Origin of the sequence: Thalassotalea eurytherma (assembly GCF_030161415.1) — a bacterium.
Lineage (GTDB): Bacteria > Pseudomonadota > Gammaproteobacteria > Enterobacterales > Alteromonadaceae > Thalassotalea_G > Thalassotalea_G eurytherma.
The window spans coordinates 42,086-64,949 of the sequence record NZ_BSSU01000015.1 but is presented as its reverse complement, the minus strand read 5'-3'; the positions used below and the strand labels follow the sequence as shown (position 1 = coordinate 64,949).

The window sequence follows — 22,864 nt, the reverse complement described above, 5'->3', positions numbered from 1 at the left end:
ACGTGAATTAATGCAATCGTTATTTGAAGATGATGCCTGTAATCGAAGTAAGTAAGCTTGCCTTATTACGTTGTTTTATTGAACGATTTATATCGTCACACAGAGTACAACAACCTACTTGTTACTATATCAACCAGTTCCGCATTACTAAACGGTTTTTGTATATGTGCAATATTATCTAAAATAATGCCTCTCTTACTGATTATGTCATCGCTATAACCTGAGACGAAAACAACTTTGCATCTAGGGTGAAGTGCCAGTAATTGTTCACTAATTTGTTTACCATTTCTCGTCTCAGACAGTATGATGTCTGTCAGTAGTAGGTCAACCACGATACCTTTTATCGCGATTTCATGAAACATCAAATTACTACTTTCAAAACCAAAGACACAAAATCCAGCGGTAGTCAGTACTGAAACTAGTAAATCTCTGACTTGTTTATCATCTTCCAGTACAACAATATTTTTTTCGGTGTTGTTAAAATGATGTTGTTGCTTACACGTTTCATCTAATGAAACGTTTTCGTGATGCTTAGGGGGGGCTTTGTGCAGAGGCCACTCAATTATGAATTCAGTACCGACCTCTCCTTCGATGTTTGCACTAACAGTACCACCATACTGTGAAATAATGGTAAAGACCGTAGCTAATCCCAGGCCTGTTCCTATTCCTTTTTTGGTGGTAAAAAAAGGTTCAAAAATTTGTGATTTAATCTGTTCTGTCATCCCGCAACCATTGTCCTCAATGCTTAAAGAGACAAAATGTGGTGACTGACTATCTCTCAATACAATATTGATCTGTTTTTGTGTTGAGCTATCAGTATTAAGCATTGCATCACGCGCGTTGACGATGAGGTTGAGTAAAACTTGGTCGATATGACTGGAATCGGCAAAAACCCAGTATTTGCTGGCCGCATCGATAGAAATGACGATATCTTCATCGATGATCGATGAGTAGGTAGTTAGGGTATTTGTTATGTGAAGTCCGAGCTCAACCACTTCAGGCTTAATAATATCTTTACGGCTGAAAGTGAGCAGCTTTTCGGTGAGTAGTTTAGATTTATCAGCCGCTGATAACACATGCTGTAAGTAACCTAGAAATTTTGGTGGTAGCTCGCTAGACTTTAATCCACGCTCGAGTAATTGTGAATACCCTATAATAACGGCTAGCATGTTGTTGTAGTCGTGGGCAATTCCTCCGGCTAAGCGTCCGATAGATTCAACACGTTGACTTTGACTGAGGTTGTTAGTAAGTATTTTATTTTCTTCTTCTTTTTCTTTTAATTCAGCTAGGTTTTCATAGCAACAAATAAGTCCGTACAGTTCTTGTTCTGAATTAATTAACGGTCTTATTGTTTCCTTTATCGGTAGGCTATTATCACCAGTAATAACAAGGTCTCGCTCTCTGATGTGAGACACTAAGTTACCCGAGAGGATTTCTGACTCTGTTTCAACATCAGCATCAATGTGAATGCTTTGAAGGTCTGTGTGCTTTGAGGATTTACCGACAATTACGTCACTGGAATCAATACCTAGGTCACGCAAATAAGCACTGTTGCAGCCCAAGTAATAGCCTTTTATATCTTTCCAATATATACGGTGTGGCATAGCCTCAATGACATCTCGAATCATCCTTTGTGCTTGATTTTTTAGAGAGGTTTCGCGTTTTAACCAGAGCGTCTGTTGAACAGTAATCTCAGTCAGTAGATCGAAAGATTTAATCAATGCCTGCGCATCAAATGAGTCTGAGGAACAAGTCAGGGTTTCCAAGCAGGATTGATGAAAAGCAATAACGTCTTCGATCGAACAGTTCTCTATGGCTAACTGTTTACCGAGCTCCGAGCAAAAGTATAAAATCTCTTCTCCACCCTCGGTTATATAGGTTGCTATATGACTGATATACGTTTCCCTATATCTATCTAGATACTTATTCATAAATGTACTCACAAAAACAACAGACATCATCATTTTCAGACCATGACTCTGAGAGAAATCCAACAATATGTCTGGGAGTCATTCTGCATAACTGAGGGATTACCTGTGTCTTTACTTCGGTGAGACCATCAGTGAACATTAACAGAGAGGTTGGTAAATCAATGTGTATCTTTTGTAGGTTATAGTGTTGTTTATGTCTGCCCAGAATGCCGGGATATGACGATAGAGAACGACAACATTTACGCGATATTAAGTAACATCGAATGTTACCGACTCCATAATAGTGTAGCTTGCCAGATGTTGGATAAAATTGAGCAAAAAACATCACAGCACCTCGCGTATTAATGAGTTCTGCTTCACAGGCGGCGATTAAAGTAGGGAGCGATTCTTTTGCTGAGCTTTGGATAATTTTTTGTGCAATATCTGCTACCTTTTTAGCTGCCGCGCCATGACCCACAGCGTCTATCATCACATAAACAACACTGTCTGTTCTTCTTTGAATGATACACCTGTCGCCACTCTCTATTTCCCCGTATTTTTTTCCTTGATAAAGAGGCATTAAACACACCGCTTAAAGCACGTTATCGATGTGCCGGTTTCCGAGGTCGATATTTGGAAGTTATCCATCAGTCGTTTTACACCAGGTAGCCCTCCCCCTAAACCGCCATTTGTTGAGAAACCATCCTCAAGTGCATCAGTGACGGATTTGATACCTGGCCCTTTATCATAGCTCGCGACTTTGATCCCTACCATGCCATCTGGCTCTACGATCGACATTTCAATTACACCGCCCTCTAAGGCATGAAAAAATAGGTTATAAGCAAGCTCAGACACGCATGTAACCACCTCTGTTAAACATGTTGCACTGCAACCGACAGACATCATGAGTTTTTTAGTCTCGCCTCTTGCTTTAGCAATATGCCATTCTTTTTTGATAGTAATGGCTGTCATTAACCGAGTCATCTACCTATATACCCTTCCTTTAATGATGATTTCAACAAGGGTTTTTCCTGGCATCGAGTTGATGTTCAATTCATGAACCAATCTTTTTGCACCCGGTAAACCTAACCCTAGCCCGTTACCTGTTGAATAGCCATCGTTCATTGCCAGCTTGGGGTTATCTATACCTGGTCCATGGTCAACGATTTGTGCAATTACCATGTGGTACCCATCTAAGGTTTTTTCGAAAAGGTAACAATCTCCCTCTGTTGCGTAGGTGAGTACATTCCGTGTAATTTCAGATATTGCGGTAGCGAACCTAGTTTGTTCACTGACTGAAAAGCCTGATTTTCGGGCGAGCTCTCTGCCTTTTTGTCTAGATATAACAATATCCTGTGTACATTTAATTGGTATATCATCAACTTGGTTTAGATAATTTTTATCCATGATATTGATCGATCTTCACTAGTTGGCTATTGAAATTTTCTATCGTTTGATGTCAAAAAATTAAAGGCTTTTTCGAGCGATAGAAAGGTATCAATTTTAGTTAACATCATTCCCATGTCGACGAGCGTTGACGAAACTGCTGGCTTTACACCGCAAAGCAGAAAAGCACTTCCTTGTAATTTTACCATCGTTGTGAGATCACCGAGTACCTTTGCCATATAAGAGTCTATAACGTCTAAGGTAGAAACATCAATAATCACACCTTTTGCCATAAGTTTGTTGTTTTTTTTCAATAATTCTGACTGAAACGATAATACCTCCTCGTCTGTCAGTTCTGTTTGAATGGATGCGATCAAAATAGAATTCAGGTATAGAATCGGGATCTTCTTCATCTAAGACGCTTCCCTAAGGCTCAGCCCATCCCGTTCATTGGCATGACTGATTGCGTTCTCTAGCGTATTGAATGTTTCAACTTGGCTCAAATCTACACCAAGTTTTACGATAGTCATCGCGGCATTGGGGCTGATCCCTGACAAAATAACTTTAGTCCCCACCATTTTTGCTGCCGAGATGGTTTTAAGAATATTGTTGGCTACGTGCGTGTCAAATGTGGCGACGGCTGTCATATCGAGAATAGCTATCTCTGCTTGATTTTCGACTACAGCATCAAGCAAGGACTCAATTATTTTCTGTGCTCTTGCTGTATCAATAATGCCCATTAATGGCATTAACAGTAAGCTCTGTGAGATTTTCACAATAGGCGTATCGTGCTCTAATGCATAAGCCTGTGATACTATTGTTTCTTCACGAGCATCTGTGTATATTTGAAATGTCAGCACCGCAAGATCATCGATAAGATTATTAAAATCTATAAATTCTTCAGCTAATGCCTCTCTTGCACTATCGCTGACAAAAGTATAAATGGTTCTCTTGAATTCAAGAAGGTAATTCGCGGTTTGAGTGGGTGTGAAGTTATTCAAAGCACGAAATGAAGCAAAAGAATGTAACTCCTTTTCTAGCAGCGAGTATGACTGTGAGGCACTGATATTGTTGTAATCATGTTCAATACTTTGCAATACTAACTCAAGTATAGTCGAGCAATCATCGAACTCTCTTGTTTTGTCGATGGAAGAGTTTGATGTTACGGCTGTTACCCAATGATTAATGATATTTTCTTTGTTTTTATGCACGAGTGCTTTTATTTTTTCGAAATTTTTCATGATGTTGCCTTTTTATGTGCTCTGTTGTTCGGGTTGTTATCTTCCCAATTAAGTAGACACGTTGTAACGTGTGTTGCGTTAATAGGCTTACTAAAAAAGTAACCCTGTCCATATTTACAGCCAGCCTTTATCACTTCTTGGAGATCTTGGCGCGTCTCAATGCCTTCAGCAACAATCTTCAGTTCCAGCTTTTTCGCAAGATCTACAATAGATTGCACAATAATTTTAGACTTGTCGGTAGAGTGCATTGATTGAATAAATACTTTGTCAATTTTAAGTTCGGTAAACGGACCATTTTGCAGCATGTTGACAGAGGAGTAGCCTGACCCAAAATCATCTATCGATAGCTGAAACCCCATTAGGCGAAACCTTGCAAGGATTTCTAACGAGACCGAATTTTTTTCAAGTAGTACTGTCTCAGTTATTTCCAGCGTGATCATGTGAGGGGAGAGACCATACACAGTAACTTTTTCGAACAGAAAATCCGGCAAGTCTTGTTGACATAACTCAACGCTCGACAAATTTATCGATAATCCCAGCTGCCTATTGAATGTGATAAAACGGGCAAAATGCGATAGACTTTTTTCAACAATTTGATTGGTTAACTGGCCAATTAAATTATAGTTTTCAGCTAATGCAATAAAATGTTCTGGCGGAACAAAAACGCCGGCTAATTGCCATCTCGCTAAGGCTTCTAGTCCGGTTATTTCGTTGGTTTCAAGATTGATTTTAGGTTGAAAGTAGACATCGATTTCTCCACTTTTAAGAGCATTACTAAACTTAGTTGCAAGTCGGCAGGATAAATTGTTGTCTGATTTTTGTTCAGCTCTGCTAACCGATGTGAATTGAGGGGGTTCCAATAGCTCATCTAAAAACCCAATATCAAAAGGTTTCTGTAAAATGGTGTGAAAGTTTAAGTTGTGGAGTTGACAGATCTCTTTTGCGGATTCCAATAAAGGCATTGCTTGTCCTGAGGTCACTGAAATATAACCAGCAAAGTTTATATCCTTGAGAAAGCGCAGAACTTGCAGTCCGTCTAAGTTTGGCATTGATAAATCGATAACAATATGGTCTGTCTCTGCTAAGTCAAAGCTCAACACTGCTCTAGGGTCTGTGATAACCTGACAACAGGCCCCAACAGTGCGAAGAGCTTCAGAGAAAAAAGAAGAAAAATCCTTGTCATCATCAATCAATAATAGGTTCACTGGCTGGTCTCCGTTGCTGTTTGCTTTGAGGTATAACGGCATCAATGGGATACTTTATTTGCCACTTGTTGAGTAGTTGCCTTATATTTTTATGTAGTTCAACTTTGGATAAAAAACCACAAGCCCCTAGATTTATAGCTTCGCTTACCAGATCTTTTCTGGTATCACCCGAGAACATCACAATATGTTTTTCAGGAAACTTATTTTTAAACCAAGCCAGTAATATCAGTCCGCTGGTCTCTTGAAGATTAATATCGATGAAGACAAGCTGTGCTTCAGCGACTTTTGCCTCTTCGGTGAGGGTTTTCACTGATGTATATGTGACGATATCTTTAAAGCCAACCTCTCTTAGAATCTCACTGGCTAACTCAGCCATCGAAGGCTCGTCATCTATGATGACAATACCAGAATCTTGGGTCAGTGCAGGTTGAACAGTCATTTTGGGTGCCTCAGAGCCTCATAATAAAATATGATCAAAGTATATCGACTATAAAGAGGTTTATTTATGATATTCGGACTAAAAAAGTCAAAAAAACGACAAACTGACAACAGATATTTGTATGTCTATGCTGTTATCATTAGTTTTTGTGTTCTATTTAATAGTGAAAAAACACAATATCTTCATTAGCAAATCATCAAAATATTGAAACATGCCTTTAATTACTATGCTTGCTGAAGAAATGAACATGATTGAAAACTTGCGCAACAAGCTATGTAGGTTACAGCTATAGGTAGACTAAAAACATCTAGTAAATAAAAACATGGATTGAATCTTGGTGTTAGCCGATATTATTGCTAGGATGCTTTGCCCTTTGCCCTTTGCCCTTTGCAGTGATTGGCGCTCTGCAACCTCTTTGCTGTCAGTTCAACTTATACCGTTTTTTGTTCGGGAAGTTCTGTTGTGTGATTGCTGAGCTCATTGACAAATTTTCTTGGTGTTACACCAAAGATCTCTTTGAAGCATTTAGAGAAATAGCTTTGCGTGTAAAAGCCGACGAGCTCTGCTGTTATTGTCACTGATAGCCCAGACCTTAAATAATCTTTCGCGATGTTGAGGCGATATACCTTTATAGCTTTTGCGGGTCCATAGCCAAAAACATCATTACATTTGCGCTGCAGTTGCCTTTCGCTAGTTGCTAAACCTTTAGCCATATCAGTAACAGAAAAATTTGGGTCTCGATAATATTCTTTCAGTAGCTTGTCAATTTTTTTACTGAAGGCTAAATGAAATGGGGCTATGTATCGGTATGTGGTGGAATTATGAGCAGGAATTGCTTGCTGAGACGATATGACATTAATGATGTTCTGAACTTTTCGAAGTAAAAAATCTATGTCAAACGGCTTAATGATATAGTCAATAGCACCGAGGTCCATCCCCTCGTTTATTTTTACTTTTTGGTCTTCTGTTGATATCAATATAACAGGTATGTGTCTTGTTTGTGTGTTGCCCACAAGTGCTTCGACTAGTTGCAAGCCATTTAAGTAGGGCATGTAAATATCGGTTATTATGAGGTTGGGCTGATGTTCGATAGCCATATTCAACGCAGATTTGCCATTGTCTGCTTCAATGATATTGTAGTGTTCCGATAAAACCTCGGTAATAAGTTGTCGTAACAATCGGTTATCCTCTACGATCATCACATGTGAGTGTAGTAGATAATTTTGCAAACCATGAGAATATATGTGAGCTGTGTCCTTACCTTGCATTGTATGCTGCCTTATTGTTTTCAGCTCGCAGGGTCTTGGATGTCGTTAAATTATGAACACACTGCCAAAGTTCGGCATTCCGAAAATGCGGGGTAGTTAAACGTTAACATCCTGTGCCGTGCGGCCAAGATTGCAACATGTGTATGATGCAATCTACTTCTAAATAGCATTGTAATTTAAATTTCTGAAATAGCAAATGTCAGTACAACCTAATGATTTTTTTGAGTTTAAGTAATGGACCCCACTAGGGCGGGATGTTCCGATTTTTACAGTACTTCGGTTAATAGAACCTTTATCGTAGCCAACGAAAAGGGTTCGACAAGTCTAGCATTAAAGCCAAACTTTTCTGGGTTTGACATCACTTTCCCCGTCGGATAGCCACTTGTAACTATAGTCTTTGTATCAGGTGTTATCTCTTATAAGGCTTTGACTAGCTTCTCACCGTCACGTCCAACAGAAATGGTTAAATCCATAATAACAAGAGCAAAGGAGTTACTAAACTTGATGTTGGAACAATGTTTACAATAGAGTTGCCTATATCCCACTAAAAAAGTTAACTTTTAAGTTTTTCGTTAATTTTTATCCATCAAAACTAAAATAATTAAAAGAGCCATAAAAATCAGTTTACTACTCGTTAACGACCATGCCTTAAAAGCTGCCAAACATATTTAAGAGTTATTTGGTCTTTGCATCTTAAAGTGAGTTATCTTACATGTCGACTCATCCACTTTAGAAAACTGCTTGCGAATGCAAGCGGTTTTCTAAAGTTTCTTTATCATAATCAAGAAATCGTGAATCCATTAAAATCTTTTAAAATCAGGTTTTTAATCTTATCCTGTTAGTTAACTTATCGACTGACTACAAAAATTATAGTGGCTACTTGCATTCGTGAGTAGCCACTATAATTTTCCTAAGATTTTCTTATTAAGCTTGTTTGATTAATTTCTTTTAAAATAATATATTACTTCTGTTTGGTAAGCTAGCTTATCGGCCAACTCACATTATTTTAAGAAAAGCCTCTATAGCAATATATAGGCTTTTTTTGTGGTCAATTTGTCCCTTCCTGAAATATGTTTACACGTTTCAGGAAGGGACAGAAACACAGTCAAAAAAGCCGCGAACTTATCGCGGCTTTTTAATGCATTTACATACTGCTTTTGTATCAAAAAAGCATTATTTAATTTTTTGCATCAGCACCTGAACTGCTTTTTCAATTTGCTTGTCTTTACCAGCAGCTGAAGACTCAGGGTCATTCTTCACCATGTGATCAGGCATGGTTTGGTTGTTTTCCAAATATTCGCCTTTGGTATTCTTGGTACCTACTTGTGGAACGCCGGCTCTAAAATCACCTGAAATCCCCGTTTCCCACCAAACGGCAGTCATAGTACCTGGCACTGGCATGCCGACCATTTCACCTAAGTTCAATTCGTCATAGGTGTAAGCAAAAGCGTGAGCGTCACTGTAATTACCTTCGTTAATTAATAATACAGAAGGCTTATTCCATTGATCTAATGGGTCACCGCGATAGGTTCGACCACGCACATGCATAGTGAAGTATTCATTGCCACTTAATAGCTTAGCTAGGTCGTTGTGCAACCAGCCACCACCGTTGAAACGAGTATCTACAACTACAGCTTTCTTGTCGAAATGTTTACCGAGTAGTTTTGAATACACTGTTCTAAAACTAGGATCGTTCATGCCACGAACGTGCACATAAGCAAGTTCACCACTTGACAACTCATCAACCAATGCTTCACGGCTTGCTACCCAGCGCTCATACATGAGGTTGCTAAGAGGTCTGCTGCTAATAGGCTTAATAACTTCTTCAAACGTGTTGCCGTTTGTGTCTTCAAACGTAAAACGAACGCGCTTACCAGCTTTGTGATTAAGGAGCTGGTGCATGTTTTGCGACTTAGTTAACTTAACACCATTAATAGCCGTTAATTCAACACCTGGTTTTACAGCACTGTTCGCTGTGTCAAAAGGTCCTTTGGCAAGGACTTCTTCAACCACAAAGCCTTTGTCAGTATTGAAGAATAGCCCTAATCGGCCTGTGCTATCATTAGTTGATTTACGTTGTGGACGGTAAGATGAACCAATGTGTGAAGCATTAAGTTCACCAGTCATTTCGGCAAACATATTGGCAAAGTCACGATTATGGCCAATAGCATTTAGTTTGTTTCGATAAGATTCACCGACGTCATCCCAGTCGATACCATGGAAGTCGTCACGATAGAATTTGTCTTTGATAATGCGCCAGCTGTGATCAAACATAAATGCTCGTTCTTGGATTTTGCTTAGCTCCATTACTGGATTAACACTTATCGGCTTTAACGATATTTTTTTGCCAACATCACCTTGTTTAAGTTGACCGTCTGCAAGTAGGTAGATTTTTTTACCGTCTGGGCTAAACGTCATGCTAGCTCTGCCAGCACCTAACTTAGCAACAAGCTCTGTTTTCTTCTCGCGAATGGTATGACGCCATAAGTCATATCCTTTCTCAAAACGAGCAAGGTAATAAAGCGCTTTGGTGTCTTTTGTTAAATAAGCATCACCCAAATTAGAAGCATGGAGTGTTAGCCTTGCTGTGCGACGTTCAATGTTGTCCCACTCAATTTTTAAAGGCTCTACAACGTCTTCTTTTTCTTTGTCCTTGTTAGCATCTTTATCTGATTCATCTTTGCTATCTTTGGCTTTCTCTTTCTGCTTTTCTTCAAGCTCTTTATGAAGTGCATATTCTTCTTTTGACATACTGAATTGGTCGTATGCATCTTGTGTTAGAAAAGCGGCCATTACATCATATTCACGCCCCCAGCTACCGTGGTCACGTTTACCGTATCGTGAACTGCCCCAAAGTACTGCTGCGCCATCTGTATGCCAGCTTGGAGAACCATCACTGTAACCTGATAAGCTAATGTCTACAGGTTCTTTTGAACCGTCAGCAGGAAAAACGCCAACATTGGTAATGAATAAGCGGCTTCTTGGTGCAAAGCTAGCAGTCATCCAGTAACTGTCTGGTGCCCATGCAAAAGTAATATCGCCATCAGCATAAGAATAGTTGTGCTGTTTGCCTAAAGCGACATTAACTTTCTTACCCTCACGGTCAAATACTTGTATTTCGTCGCGACCAGAAAGGAAGGCTATTTTTTTACCATTTGGTGAATAAACCGGTTGGAAGCTATCCGTTTTAGCCACGTGAATAGCTTTCTCTTCTAGTGTTGTAGCCGCGAAGAAGTAGGGTTCGGTGTCATTAATAATTGATGTTTCGTATAAACCCCAGCGATTGTTACGTTCTGCTGCATAAAGGATGGTTTTGCCATCTTTATGGAACGAAACTGAGCGCTCTTGCTCTGGTGTATTGGTAATGGCACGCGTTGTTTTAAACTCTGTGCTGGCAACAAATATCTCACCTCGGGCAATAAAAGCAACTTCTTTACCATCGGGTGAAACGGCATACTCAGTGACTTTGCCGCCTAATGATACAGGTAACAACTCATCTTCTTGTATGTCGTTAGCAATATCTATTTCAACATGCTTAGTTTTGCCTTTGGTGTTGGTATAAATACTGCCATGATGAACAAAGGCCAAAGCACCCTTGTCACTAATAGATAAGCTACGAACAGGGTGTTGCTTAAAGGTAGTTACTTGCTTTTTGTTATCGCCGTCTAAATCAGATTGCCATACGTTAAAAGCACCTGTTTTCTCTTCAGATGTATAGTAGAACGTGTTTTTGTCTTTCCATACAGGGTTATGATCGCCACCTTCAAATTGAGTAAGTTGTTCGTGCTTACCTGTTTTTAAATTGTGTACCCAAACATCGCGAGCGAAAGCTGAAACGTCATGCTTTCTATATTGGTTCTCATAGGCTTTTTCGTCACGATATAGTAGCTTTTTACCGTCAGGTGAAAACTGTAATTCTGATGCTGGAATAGTCGACAGCATTTTTGGGGTGCCACCTTTCGCAGAAACGGTATAGCTTTGCGTTAACCGACTGGTAGGAAAAATGGTTGATTTTTGAGAATCCATTCGACTTGAAACAAACAACACGTCTTTACCGTTTTTAGTAAAGTCTTGTGGTACGTCATGTGAAGAATGGTAGGTTAGTCGTTTTGCTTTGCCGCCACTAGCTGGCATTAGGTAAACGTCTAAGTTGCCATTTCTATCACTAGAAAAAGCAATGTTTTTACCATCACGAGACCAAACCGGGTGGCCGTCCCAGTCGCTATGTAAGGTTAATGGCCTTGCAGTTCCACCTTGAGTGGGTACCGTGTAAATATCACCTTTGTAAGAAAATGCGATGGTTTTTCCGTTGGGTGAAATACTGCTATGCAAAAACCACTCATCACTTTTTTCTGCACTGGCAGAAGTGGCAATAAGTGCTAATGCTGACAGCAAATACTTTGCTTGTTGCATTAATCTTTCCTTTTATTTGTGATGCTAAAGCATCATTTTTAGTTGTTATAATGTTGTTAATGATACGAACTGAAGTAGTTTAACAGTTTGAATTGTCAGTGTGCGTTTAGCGAAAGCGCAAAGGCCACCTAAATTGTAACAAATTAATGATAGTACCTACTGTTGTATAGTGTTAATCAATATCTACTGAGAGATAATTTCCTTATATGTAGCTCTAAGCCAAGGCTTGTTTATTTTTTGCAATGGCTGTAATGAGCGAACCTTTCGTTGATTGTGTCAGGCAAATGCTAACATAACGGTGCTAAGCCAAACTATGCTAATACCGTCTTATCAATAGCGCTCGCTATGATTTGCCTCAATGATAGCTAACAGAATTCAATAAACTGTTGGTAACAAATAAAAATGAGAAAAATAGATAAATAAATTACATAGCCAAAGGTTTGTAAGAGTGAAGTAAGTGCACCGTTTCCATCGAGTAATGCAAAAACTTCGCCTTCACCGACACTAAAGTTTACGTCATCTAACACAGTTTGATTATTAAATCGGACACACAATGATGAGGCTACAACTACTTCTTTTTTCATTTATCGCCTCGTTGTTATAGAGTAACTAAAAATACATTTTTTAAAAATTAACTTGTTGTAAAATCAACTATATGAAATGTTATAGTATAACAAAAGCTATGTAAATTTTATTAACCGTTTTGATGATTAATAAATAGAGGTGACTTTTTGAGAGACTTTGACAGAGGTTAAACTTATTCGTAACTAATCAATAAACTAGCCCCACGCAAAAATTTATGGGGCTGGGTGATAGAACAATTAATCGACTATTGCAAAGAGGGCTCATAGCTCAGTAAATTTCATACCTAAGCCTCCAAGCCTTGGAAGCAGTATCAGTTCTAATCTTAACAATGCTTATTAGCATTATTTAAACTTGGCTAAGTTCCAATAATTCGTTTTTCGCCAAGTAATTATCCATCATTGAACGTAGTAATTTATACAAAAGAATTGAACCGTCTATTTCTTCTTTGCGGTTGGTTAAGCTCTCTATATTTAAACCAAGTGGCAAGTTGTATGGGATCACCGCGTCTAAGATTTGCTGCAAGCTGTTACAACAAATTCTAATCGACTCATAAAGTGGCTTTTCGGCATTTAAAATACGCAAACTAGTGGCTTCAGGTACACTCACACCTAACCATTCAATAAACTCTAAGGTTTTTTCGCTACCACAAGGTGAGAAGGTCAAAATAATTCGTTGTGGTTTTAAGCCTAACTTTTTACATTCAATCGCGTAACGAGTGAGCTGATCGATGGTAGCTTGTGGGTTGTATATCGCTTGTGAAATGAAAAAGTTACAGCCTTGTTGATACTTTTCAATTAAACGTTGGTGCTCATTGCCTTTACTAGCATGGCGTTCAGCAATGGTAATGCCACCGGTGAAAAAGTTGTGCTCATTTTCTTGCAGTGCTTTATAGGCATCATCTAATGACAAAGATACTTCACTTTTATGCGATGGGCTACCAACAAGTACTAAGTCTCTAATATTGTATTCTTGCCAAGCTTCATCAGCCCACTGATGAATATCCTCAACAGATAATTTACCGACACTTTTATAGGTGATGACTGGCCTTGTCGATTTATTGTTGAGCAAAGAAGCATATAAGCGGGGATCATGCGTACTTTTGAAGGGGAATGGTCTGGGTGTGTTTATTCTAGAGCCTTCGTCTTGAATGTCATATACGATAAAGCCATCGACATCTATATCACTGACTCTTTCAAGTAGTTTTTGCGCGATAGTGTCTACTTGTTCAACTGGCGTATCGCTTTTAGGTGGCGTTGTGCCAATGAAGTATACACCTCGATTGTTATCGTTATATCGAGCTTTTAATTCAGATCCCTTATTCAAAGTCACGCCTTTACACTTATTTTTTAATGATAAAATGGAAGTATAGGTGTTTAGCCGTCTAAAATAAAGAGGGGGGTAAAAATATTTAATATTTCAGCGCGTGTAATTCGAGATAATTATTATGTCGTAGGGGCAGCATTAACCTTTACTCGACCCTAGGTTTTTTCTTTAAGAAGACACAACCCTCGCGGCTAATATTTTAAAAACGGTTGATTGTTAAAATGTGCTTGTTAAATCCAGTTAACAGCCTAAAAATGCTATAAAAGCGAAGTGAGCTCTTGGTAGATGTTTTTAATTTCTTGCCTCATCCATCGATGAGAAGGGTAATATTCTACGCCCCAGTACCAATTCATATAGATACTTGGTCTGGTGTATTCAAATGGTGGCTCAAATGTCAAAAATTCATATTGACCATCAAGTGTTGATATCAAGGTGCTCGGTATCGCGCAAATCATATCAGTGACAATTGCTGCGTTAAAAAGGTCGATAAAACTTTGGCTTTTATAAGCAACTTTTCGCTCAAATGGGAATTTGGTAAATAAACTCATCACATTTCTTACAGAGCTTCTCGGGACAATTACACCATGTTGTTCATTAAGATATTCGTCTAAGCTAATTTCCTTTTTTTGCTTAAATCGTGGGTGATTTTTTTTTGCAATCACCAGCACTTTGTCTGTGTACAGTTTTGCGTTATGGCAACTCTCATCAGTTAGTTCGTTTAAATCAATATTAAGATCGTACTCTCTTTTTTTAGAGACTGAACAGGCTCACTCAGTACGTCAGAGGTTATCGTTAAAGTCACCCCTGGTGCTTTTTGATAAAAATGTTCCCCCAATTTTTGTAGATAAACAGCATTATATGGATTGGTAATGTTGATGCGATATTCAAGTTTAAGTTTTTCAGGTGGTAGCACTTCTTTACTTGGCAAAGTGCTATCAATATCTTGCAGCGCTTGGTCAATTAGCGGGAATACGTTTCTTGCCTTAGCCGTTGGCTCCATTTTGCCAGCTTTACGTTCAAATAATGGATCATTATATAAACTTCTTAGCCTTTTAAGTGCGTGGGAAATGGCAGACTGCGTCATACCTAACCCTTCACCAGCACGCGTTAAATTTTGCTCATTCATGAGCACTGAAAATACGACTAGTAGCTTAAGGTCAGACGCTCTAAAGTTATTCATCAATTACCGTCGAAAAAAATAAAAACATTCAGTTATTATTAGTATAAAAGTGAATAAATTCAGGTATTTAGTTTTTGCTGTGAATACAATTCATGTTACCAGCTTTCTTTTTCATTTCTAACCACGTTTTTACGCTCTTATAATTCACGTCAGATTTTTGGAATGGATGCGATGTTATGTTTAAGTCATTGTTCTGTTGTTACTTTTACTTGTAGCTAAGATTTTTACATTGCACTTTCATCTATTCAGCAAATTACCGATTTTTAGCGATAGTAAATCAATTAGGTGAACTCATTTAAATCATCGATGTGAGCCTGTGGTTTGGCTATTTGTCAGAGAAACTTTATAGGATGTCTTTATGTCTTTAAGTCTTTATGTCTTTTAAGAAAAGCTTAAGTAAACTTACACTAGGTGTTAGCTTAATTGCTGCATCAGGTTTAGCGAGTGCTACAACAGATACTTCGCACCCAAACATTTTAGCCATTTTGGGGGACAATATTGGTGTTCACAATATCAGTGCGTATAACCATGGTGTGATGGGCTACCAAACGCCAAACATTGATCGCCTAGCAAACGAAGGTGCAATGTTTACTGATGCTGATGCACAGCAAAGTTGTACTGCTGGTCGTGCCGCATTTATGATGGGGCAACAACCGTTCCGTACTGGTATGTTAACCATTGGTATGCCAGGTTCTTCTCACGGTATTCCAGATTGGACACCAACGATTGCCGATGTTTTGAAAAACAAAGGTTATATGACAGGACAGTTCGGTAAAAACCATTTTTGTGATCAAGACAATCATTTACCAACAGCCCATGGCTTTGACGAATTCTATGGCAATTTATATCTCTTAAATGCTGAAGAAGAGCCAGAGACCTATTACTACCCGAAAGACCATGAATTTAAAAAGAAATTTGGTCCGCGCGGTGTAATTAAAGCCTATTCTGACGGTCGTATCGAAGATACAGGCCCTATGACACGTAAGCGAATGGAAACTGCCGATTAAGAAATTTTAGCTGCTAGCTTAAAGTTCATCGATAAAGCACACAAAGAAAAGAAACCATTCTTTATTTGGCATAACGCTACACGTATGCACGTATGGACACGTTTAAAAGAAGAAGCCAAAGGTCGTACAGGTATTGGTCTATACCCTGATGGCATGGTAGAGCATGACGATCATGTAGGTTTGTTACTGAACAAGCTTGATGATTTAGGTATTGCTGATAACACTATCGTTATGTACTCAACTGATAACGGTGCAGAAATGGTCACATGGCCTGACGGTGGTATCACACCATTCCATAGTGAAAAAGGTACAACGTGGGAAGGTGGTTTCCGTGTGCCATTTATCGTTAAATGGCCTGGTAAAATCGAGCCTGGCTCAAAAGTTAATGGTATCGTATCTCACGAAGACTGGATGCCAACATTTGCATCAGCCGCTGGTATTAAAGACTTACCAGCTAAAATGAAAGCCGGCTACCGTGCAAACGGCAAAGAATTTAAAGTTCACTTAGATGGTTATGACTTATCTGATTACTTAACGGGCAAAGAAGATGACTCACCACGTGACGCTATTTACTACTTTTCTGCAACGGGGCAATTAAACGCAGTGTGTTGGGAAAACTGGAAAGCACACTTCGCTATTCAAGAGGGAGCAATAAACGAGGCTGTACGAACAACACCTGCTTGGCCGGTAGTGATTAATCTAAAAGCTGATCCATATGAGAAAATGTGGGATGAATCACAAATGTACTTACGCTGGTATGCCGACAATATGTGGTTATTCGTACCAATGCAGTAAAAAGTAAAAGAGTTTATGGGGACGTTACAAGGTTACCCATTCCAACCGGGCTCTTCATTGTCTGCTGCTGGTATTGACTATAAGTTCTTAGCAGAGCAGCAAATGAAGAAAACACTGGCTGAAGTAGAAGCCGCAGTGAAAAAAATCAACAAGTAATTGTTGTCGATAGAACAAGCCACAACATAAGTTGTGGCTTTTTTATTGTTTTTTTGGCAAGTGAAAAAATATTGGAAAACCGACACCATTTGGTTTGTTAGTGGTCTATTGCGATTGTTGTTTCGTCTCATTCTAGTGGGTTTGTCTAATTTGACTATTGTATACAATCCTATAAATCGCTAATGTAGCGACAGTTTAATAATAAAATTCTATCCACAACAAAGTCAGTAGCGTACCTTATGAAAATATCCTTTGCGCTGAAGCTTGCATCTGTAAGTCTTTTAGCTTTCTCTATCTCTGCTTGTCAAACATCCTCGGTTGAACAGGCAAACTCGGTAACACCAAATACGTCAGCCTTATCTTTAGAACAAATATATAAAGAAAAAGTATTTAAGTCGGAAAGTATTGGCCGCATTCGCTGGCTAAAAGATGGCTCGGGCTATACAGCGATTGAAAATTCAACGATAACAACAACGACTGAAAGCGGCGAAGAGCAAGCTATCGGTAAAGATATTGCCGTTTACAAGCCTGATACGTTAGCTAGAAGCGTATTGGTTAGTGCGTCGGAGTTGACGCCAGAAGGTGCTGAATCACCACTAACCATAGATGACTATATTTGGTCTGAAGATCGCCATAAGCTTCTTATCTACACGAACAGTAAAAAAGTATGGCGTTCGAATTCAAGAGGCGATTACTGGTTATTTGATTTGCAGAGCAAAAAACTAAAACAGCTTGGTGGTACGATGGCATCTCCAAGTAACCTGATGTTTGCCAAGTTTTCACCGGAAGGAGATAAAGTTGCCTATGTTTTCAATAATGAAATATATGTTGAATCAATTGAAAATAACCAGATTACGGCGCTAACTAATTCGTCTGGCAATGGCATCATCAATGGACTTTTTGATTGGGTTTACGAAGAAGAATTTATTATTAAAGATGGATTTCGCTGGAGCCCTGATGGCAGCAAAATTGCGTATTGGCAATTAGACACTTCAGGCAGTAAAGATTTCATTATGATCAACAACACCGATGAACTTTACCCAACTATTGCCAAATTCCCTTACCCAAAGGTTGGTGAAACAAATGCATTAGCTCGCGTGGGTATTGTCTCGTTAGCGGACCAAAACACAGTGTGGGCTGATTTACCTAATAATTCACGAGAGATGTATGTTCCTCGCATGAATTGGACAGGAAATAGCAACGAAGTGCTTGTCCAACATTTAAATCGTAAACAAGACACCAATATTTTATATCTTACCAATGTTAATAGCGGTAAAAGCAAAGCCATTTATACAGAAAAAGATGAGCACTTTTTAGATGGTATCACTGATGCAATTTGGCTAGCCGATGGTAAAAGCTTTATTTGGACCAGTGAACAAGCGGGCTGGCGTCACTTTTATAAAATTAGTCGAGATGGCACTAAAAAGCTTGATTTAACACCCGGTGAATTTGATACGGTAGATTTGATTAAAGTCGACGAAAAGCATGGTTGGCTTTATTACAGCGCATCACCTGAAAATGTCAGTCAGCGTTATTTGTATCGCAGTAAACTTGATGCAAGTATTGTTAATCAAAAAGTAACCCCTGAAGCATTTTCTGGCTCAAATAGTTATTACTTATCAGATGATGGTCAATGGGCAATTCATACTCATTCAAGTGTTGAGCAACCGTTAAGAAAGTTTCTAATTAACGTTGAAGGCCATAAACAGCAACATCAGTTAATGGATAATGATGGGTTAACTCAAAAAGTAAATGAAATGGCGTTAGCGTCAACTGAGTTTTTCCAAGTAAATGCCCAAGATGGTGTGGTGCTAGACGGTTACTTAATGAAACCTGTTGATTTTGACCCCAATAAAAAGTACCCAATTATATTTTACGTTTACGGTGAAGCTTGGGGTCAAACGGTTCAAGATAGATGGCGTGGCAACGCATTTTTCTGGGATCAACTACTTACCCAAAAAGGTTTCTTAGTTGCCTCAATAGATAACCGCGGAACGCGCGCGCCTAAAGGACGCGAGTGGCGCAAACAGGTTTATGGTGCAATTGGTGTGTTATCTTCACGAGACCAATCTGATGCACTAAAAGAGATGGCTAAACGATGGTCGTTTATTGATAGCGAACGTGTCGGTATTTGGGGACATTCAGGTGGTGGCTCAATGACATTAAACATGATGTTTAGGTACCCTGAGCAATATCATGTTGGTATATCGTCTGCGCCTGTGCCAGATCAAAAGCTTTACGATACTATTTACCAAGAAAGGTACTCTGGTTTGTTACCTGATTATGAAGAAGGATACAAACAAGGCTCGCCAATCACCCACGCTAAAAACTTGCAAGGCGACCTCCTACTTATTCATGGTACAGGTGACGATAATGTGCATTATCAAGGTGCAGAACGTTTAATTAATGAGCTAATTAAGCATAATAAAGAGTTTGATTTTATGTCTTATCCAAATCGCAGCCATAGCTTACGTGAAGGTGAGGGGACGACACTGCATATTAAAACGATGATGACGAACTACTTTGTTGAGCATTTGAAGCCTTAATGCGCTACCCTGATAAATTTGAAAACCTCAGTAAACTCTGGGGTTTTCAAACGTCGATCCCACGCTTACAGAAAGGCTTCTCCACTCTCAACCAGTACAATAGCCTAAAAAGATGATTTGCTTTCTATTTTCCAAGAAAACTCTTCGCGATTAACCATGTCCCCTTGAGGCGAGTATGTGACTTCGGTTACCTCAGCTCTGCCTGCCGATGACAAGGTATAAATGCATGACGAACGTGTACCGTACTCTTCACCTTGAATCATAATCGCACTTAACGTCTTTTCCCATGCTAAACCAATACCTGTATCAGGCAGTAACTCATCAGGTGCTTGTTGGGTATCTTGCAATAGGGAAAGTAACGCATCATGAGTCACCGTATGATGGTCCTTAATATAGTGTTCAAGTGCCTGTTCACCTTTTGCCATCTTTGGCCAAACATCGTCTAAAGCACCATTACAAATACTGTGAAAGCCACTACTCAATGGCGTAAATTTTTGTCTCACGCTGTCAAAGCAGGTCAATGTATTTTGATCACCGAAAAGCAAATTAAAACCTTGGTAGTTTTCACTCTTTGCTTGTAAAAAATTTTTAAGATCACGATCACTCGCACACAATGCCAATAAAGGAAGCTCTCCGCGACTGACAAAGTTGCCTTCTTTGAGCGGTAATTGTCGATAATTCGTTAAACCAGCGAGTCGGCCAGATTTTGAAAAGCTAAGCCAGGTTCCATTAGCTTGAAGATCTTTTCCGGCAAGCATGCTTTTTGTTGGCCACCAATGCATAGGATCTGTCGGGCGGGCGTGAAACTCGTCGCGATTGGCAGCAATAATCAGCGGATAGCGAGGGTGTTGTTTAACCGCGATAAATAATATGCACATTTTGATACCTATGACATGTAAAGTGCTTTTTCGTAACTTAACGCACTAACGGTTTTAATAAAAGAAGCCATTACTTTTGTTCGTCGGTATATGGCATGGCTTGAATGTTGATAACAACAATATACTGTTGAGATACTTTTAAAAATCTAGCCTGAGTTATTTCTTTTAAGTTCTGTAATTATGTTATGTTGGTCTTAGTTAGCGGATATATCTGCTTGGTTTTTAATAAGAAAAAGCGATTAACTTTGGCAAAGTTACTCATTCAAAGACTTATGTGTAAAGTAAACTGTCCTGTTTTTTTGTACGTAAGTCTAAATAAAGTTGTTATTTGCTACGATGTTCGTTAAAAAAACGTTAACTAGTGGCGAATTATGCGCTAGAAATAAAATTTATTAAGGAATCTATTATGAAAAAATCTTTGGTTGCTGCTGCACTGAGCACCGTATTGTTTGCCGGTTGCGGTGAACAGCAAGTAACGGAAACAAAAGTTGCAGAACAAAAACAAGAACAACCAGCACCCATGGCAAATCAAGGTAAAGCTGAGTTAGGTAGCTTTGGTGTTGATTTATCAGCACGTGATTTAGACGTTAAACCAGGTGATGACTTCTTTATGTATGCGAGCGGTACGTGGTACAAAAACTACGAAATGCCAGCAGACAAAACCCGTTTTGGTGCCTTCACTGCATTGGCTGAGCGCAGTGAAAAGCAAGTTAAAGAGATCATTGATGACATCACAAGTCGCAGTGATTTAAATGCAGAAGAGCAAATGGTTGCTGATTTCTATCATGCATTCATGGATGTTGAGACCATTAATAAAAAAGGCCTTAGCCCAATTCAATCAACATTAGATGAAATCTCAGCTGCTAAATCTGTTGATGACTTAACTAAAATATTTGGTAATGCTTGGTTAAACGGTGTTTCTTCGCCGATTGGTGGTGGTATGTGGTTTAACCGTTTAGACCCTAACCAGTATGAAATGTCGATGGGCGCTGGTGGTATTGGTTTACCAGATCGTTCTTACTATTTAGAAGAAAGTGAGCGTTTTGTAAAAACGCGTGAGGCTTACGTTGCTCACATTGCTAAAGTATTAGCGTTCGCTGGTGTTGAAAATGGTACTGAGCGTGCTCAAGCGATTTTAGCGTTGGAAACTAAACTTGCTGAAGGCCACTGGCCTCGTGAAAAGCGTCGTAACCGTGACTTAACATTAAATCAAATTAAGCGTGCTGATTTAAATAGTGAGTACCCTGGCTTCAACTGGGATTTATACTTTGAACAAACAGGTTACCAAGTTCCTCAATTAAATATGTCTCAGCCTGAGCCAATTAAAGCGATGATTGGTTTGATTAACAGCGAAGACATTAATGTTTGGAAAGACTACTTAACGTTCCACGCAATTCGCGGCAACGCAAGTATGCTTTCAGAAGATATTTTCAATACAAACTTCGAATTTTACGGTAAAGAGTTACGTGGTCAACAAGAACCGCGTCCTCGTTGGAAACGCGCAATTTCTCAGCTTTCTGGCACGCAATCTTTAGGTTTTGCCATTGGTAAAGTCTATGTAAATCGTTATTTCCCTGAGTCATCAAAAACTCAAATGGCTGAGCTAGTTGAAAACTTGCGTAAAGCCCTAGGTGAACGTATCGACGGTTTAGATTGGATGGGCGATGAAACAAAAGTGAATGCCAAAGCTAAATTAGCGGCGTTTAACCCCAAAATTGGTTACCCAGATGTGTGGCAAGAGTTCGATGGTTTAACGATTAGCAAAACTGATCTTGTTGGTAATGTTCAAAACATGCGTCAGTTCTTCCGAGCTGATAGTGTTTCTCAAGAACTAAAGGTTACAGATCGTAATCGTTGGGGCATGACGCCACAGCGTGTTAATGCATACTACAACAGCTCATTTAATGAGATTGTGTTCCCTGCGGCAATCTTACAGCCGCCGTTCTTCGATCCAAATGCTGATGCTGCTGTTAACTACGGTGCTATTGGCGCGGTAATTGGACATGAAATGGGTCACGGTTTTGATGATCAAGGTTCTAAGTCAGATGCTAATGGTATTCAACGTAACTGGTGGACAGATGAAGATCGTGCAGCGTTTGATGGCAAAGCAGATATGCTAGCTGAGCAATATTCTAAATATGAACCAATCCCAGAGAATTTCGTTAATGGTCGTAACAGCCTTGGTGAAAATATTGGTGATGTTGGTGGTTTAGCAATGGCTTACCATGCCTACCAATTAAGCTTAAATGGTAAAGAAGCGCCAGTAATTGATGGGTTAACGGGTGATCAGCGTTTCTTCTTAGCTTGGGCACAAGTTTGGAAAGAGAAACGCACTGAGCAAAGTATGTTGAACCAGTTACGTGCAGGTACGCATGCGCCAGGTCAATTTAGAGCGCTTGCGCCGCGTAACCATGATGCCTGGTATAAAGCGTTTGATGTGAAGCCAGGCGACGCTCTGTACCTTCCTGAAGACCAACGTGTTCGTATTTGGTAAAACACAGGTAATATAAAAAATGGCACCTTATAGAGGTG

Annotated in this window: 18 protein-coding genes and 1 pseudogene; 4 read left to right on the top strand and 15 right to left on the bottom strand. The window is 39.3% G+C overall.

Going from position 1 to position 22,864, the window contains the following annotated elements; translation table 11 throughout:
• Positions 1-95 precede the first annotated feature (95 nt).
• The 14 genes from QQK02_RS14600 to QQK02_RS14535 form a co-directional block, all read right to left on the bottom strand.
• Positions 96-1,931: an ATP-binding protein gene (locus QQK02_RS14600; protein WP_284208840.1), complete on the bottom strand. Its 1,836-nt coding sequence runs from the start codon at positions 1,929-1,931 to the stop codon at positions 96-98.
• Positions 1,924-2,490, bottom strand: a complete 567-nt coding sequence (locus QQK02_RS14595) for a SpoIIE family protein phosphatase (protein ID WP_284208839.1) — start codon at positions 2,488-2,490, stop codon at positions 1,924-1,926. The genes QQK02_RS14600 and QQK02_RS14595 overlap by 8 nt, the downstream gene beginning before the upstream one ends.
• A complete protein-coding gene (locus QQK02_RS14590; protein WP_284208838.1) occupies positions 2,490-2,882 on the bottom strand; it encodes an ATP-binding protein in 393 nt (130 codons plus the stop codon). Before QQK02_RS14590 ends, QQK02_RS14595 begins: the two co-directional genes overlap by 1 nt.
• A gap of 12 nt (positions 2,883-2,894) precedes the next feature.
• Positions 2,895-3,317 (bottom strand): ATP-binding protein, encoded by a 423-nt coding sequence (locus tag QQK02_RS14585; RefSeq protein ID WP_284208836.1) that lies wholly within the window; start codon positions 3,315-3,317, stop codon positions 2,895-2,897.
• Between the two features lie 26 nt (positions 3,318-3,343).
• Positions 3,344-3,709 (bottom strand): STAS domain-containing protein, encoded by a 366-nt coding sequence (locus QQK02_RS14580; RefSeq protein WP_284208835.1) that lies wholly within the window; start codon positions 3,707-3,709, stop codon positions 3,344-3,346.
• Entirely contained in the window at positions 3,710-4,537 is an 828-nt protein-coding gene (locus QQK02_RS14575; RefSeq protein ID WP_284208834.1) for an STAS domain-containing protein, read from the bottom strand.
• Positions 4,534-5,742 (bottom strand): EAL domain-containing response regulator, encoded by a 1,209-nt coding sequence (locus QQK02_RS14570; RefSeq protein ID WP_284208833.1) that lies wholly within the window; start codon positions 5,740-5,742, stop codon positions 4,534-4,536. The genes QQK02_RS14575 and QQK02_RS14570 overlap by 4 nt, the downstream gene beginning before the upstream one ends.
• Complete coding sequence (locus QQK02_RS14565) at positions 5,723-6,181, bottom strand: response regulator (protein ID WP_284208832.1); 459 nt, start codon at positions 6,179-6,181, stop codon at positions 5,723-5,725. The genes QQK02_RS14570 and QQK02_RS14565 overlap by 20 nt, the downstream gene beginning before the upstream one ends.
• 431 nt (positions 6,182-6,612) lie before the next feature.
• Entirely contained in the window at positions 6,613-7,380 is a 768-nt protein-coding gene (locus tag QQK02_RS14560; RefSeq protein WP_284208911.1) for a response regulator transcription factor, read from the bottom strand.
• Between the two features lie 1,242 nt (positions 7,381-8,622).
• A complete protein-coding gene (locus QQK02_RS14555; protein ID WP_284208831.1) occupies positions 8,623-11,862 on the bottom strand; it encodes a S41 family peptidase in 3,240 nt (1,079 codons plus the stop codon).
• A gap of 365 nt (positions 11,863-12,227) precedes the next feature.
• Complete coding sequence (locus tag QQK02_RS14550) at positions 12,228-12,446, bottom strand: hypothetical protein (protein WP_284208830.1); 219 nt, start codon at positions 12,444-12,446, stop codon at positions 12,228-12,230.
• Between the two features lie 346 nt (positions 12,447-12,792).
• Complete coding sequence (locus QQK02_RS14545; RefSeq protein ID WP_284208829.1) at positions 12,793-13,770, bottom strand: methylenetetrahydrofolate reductase; 978 nt, start codon at positions 13,768-13,770, stop codon at positions 12,793-12,795.
• 257 nt (positions 13,771-14,027) lie between these two features.
• On the bottom strand, positions 14,028-14,498 hold the full coding sequence (locus tag QQK02_RS14540; RefSeq protein ID WP_284208909.1) for a type 2 periplasmic-binding domain-containing protein: 471 nt from the start codon (positions 14,496-14,498) through the stop codon (positions 14,028-14,030).
• Positions 14,489-14,950: a LysR family transcriptional regulator gene (locus tag QQK02_RS14535; RefSeq protein ID WP_284208828.1), complete on the bottom strand. Its 462-nt coding sequence runs from the start codon at positions 14,948-14,950 to the stop codon at positions 14,489-14,491. The genes QQK02_RS14540 and QQK02_RS14535 overlap by 10 nt, the downstream gene beginning before the upstream one ends.
• Before the next feature lie 374 nt (positions 14,951-15,324).
• Here QQK02_RS14535 and QQK02_RS14530 point away from each other — a divergent pair.
• The 3 genes and pseudogenes from QQK02_RS14530 to QQK02_RS14520 all read left to right on the top strand — a co-directional run bounded on the left by QQK02_RS14530 (position 15,325) and on the right by QQK02_RS14520 (position 19,454).
• Positions 15,325-16,752 (top strand): annotated as a pseudogene (locus tag QQK02_RS14530) (arylsulfatase).
• 15 nt (positions 16,753-16,767) lie between these two features.
• Positions 16,768-16,908, top strand: coding sequence for a hypothetical protein (locus QQK02_RS14525; RefSeq protein ID WP_284208826.1), 141 nt, complete (start codon positions 16,768-16,770; stop codon positions 16,906-16,908).
• A 239-nt stretch (positions 16,909-17,147) separates the two neighbouring features.
• A complete protein-coding gene (locus tag QQK02_RS14520) occupies positions 17,148-19,454 on the top strand; it encodes a S9 family peptidase (protein ID WP_284208825.1) in 2,307 nt (768 codons plus the stop codon).
• 104 nt (positions 19,455-19,558) lie between these two features.
• On the opposite strand, the gene QQK02_RS14515 is transcribed toward QQK02_RS14520, so the two are convergent.
• On the bottom strand, positions 19,559-20,332 hold the full coding sequence (locus QQK02_RS14515) for an NRDE family protein (protein ID WP_284208824.1): 774 nt from the start codon (positions 20,330-20,332) through the stop codon (positions 19,559-19,561).
• Positions 20,333-20,738: 406 nt separating this feature from the next.
• Here QQK02_RS14515 and QQK02_RS14510 point away from each other — a divergent pair, with 406 nt between their 5' ends.
• Complete coding sequence (locus QQK02_RS14510) at positions 20,739-22,826, top strand: M13 family metallopeptidase (RefSeq protein ID WP_284208823.1); 2,088 nt, start codon at positions 20,739-20,741, stop codon at positions 22,824-22,826.
• Positions 22,827-22,864: the final 38 nt, after the last annotated feature.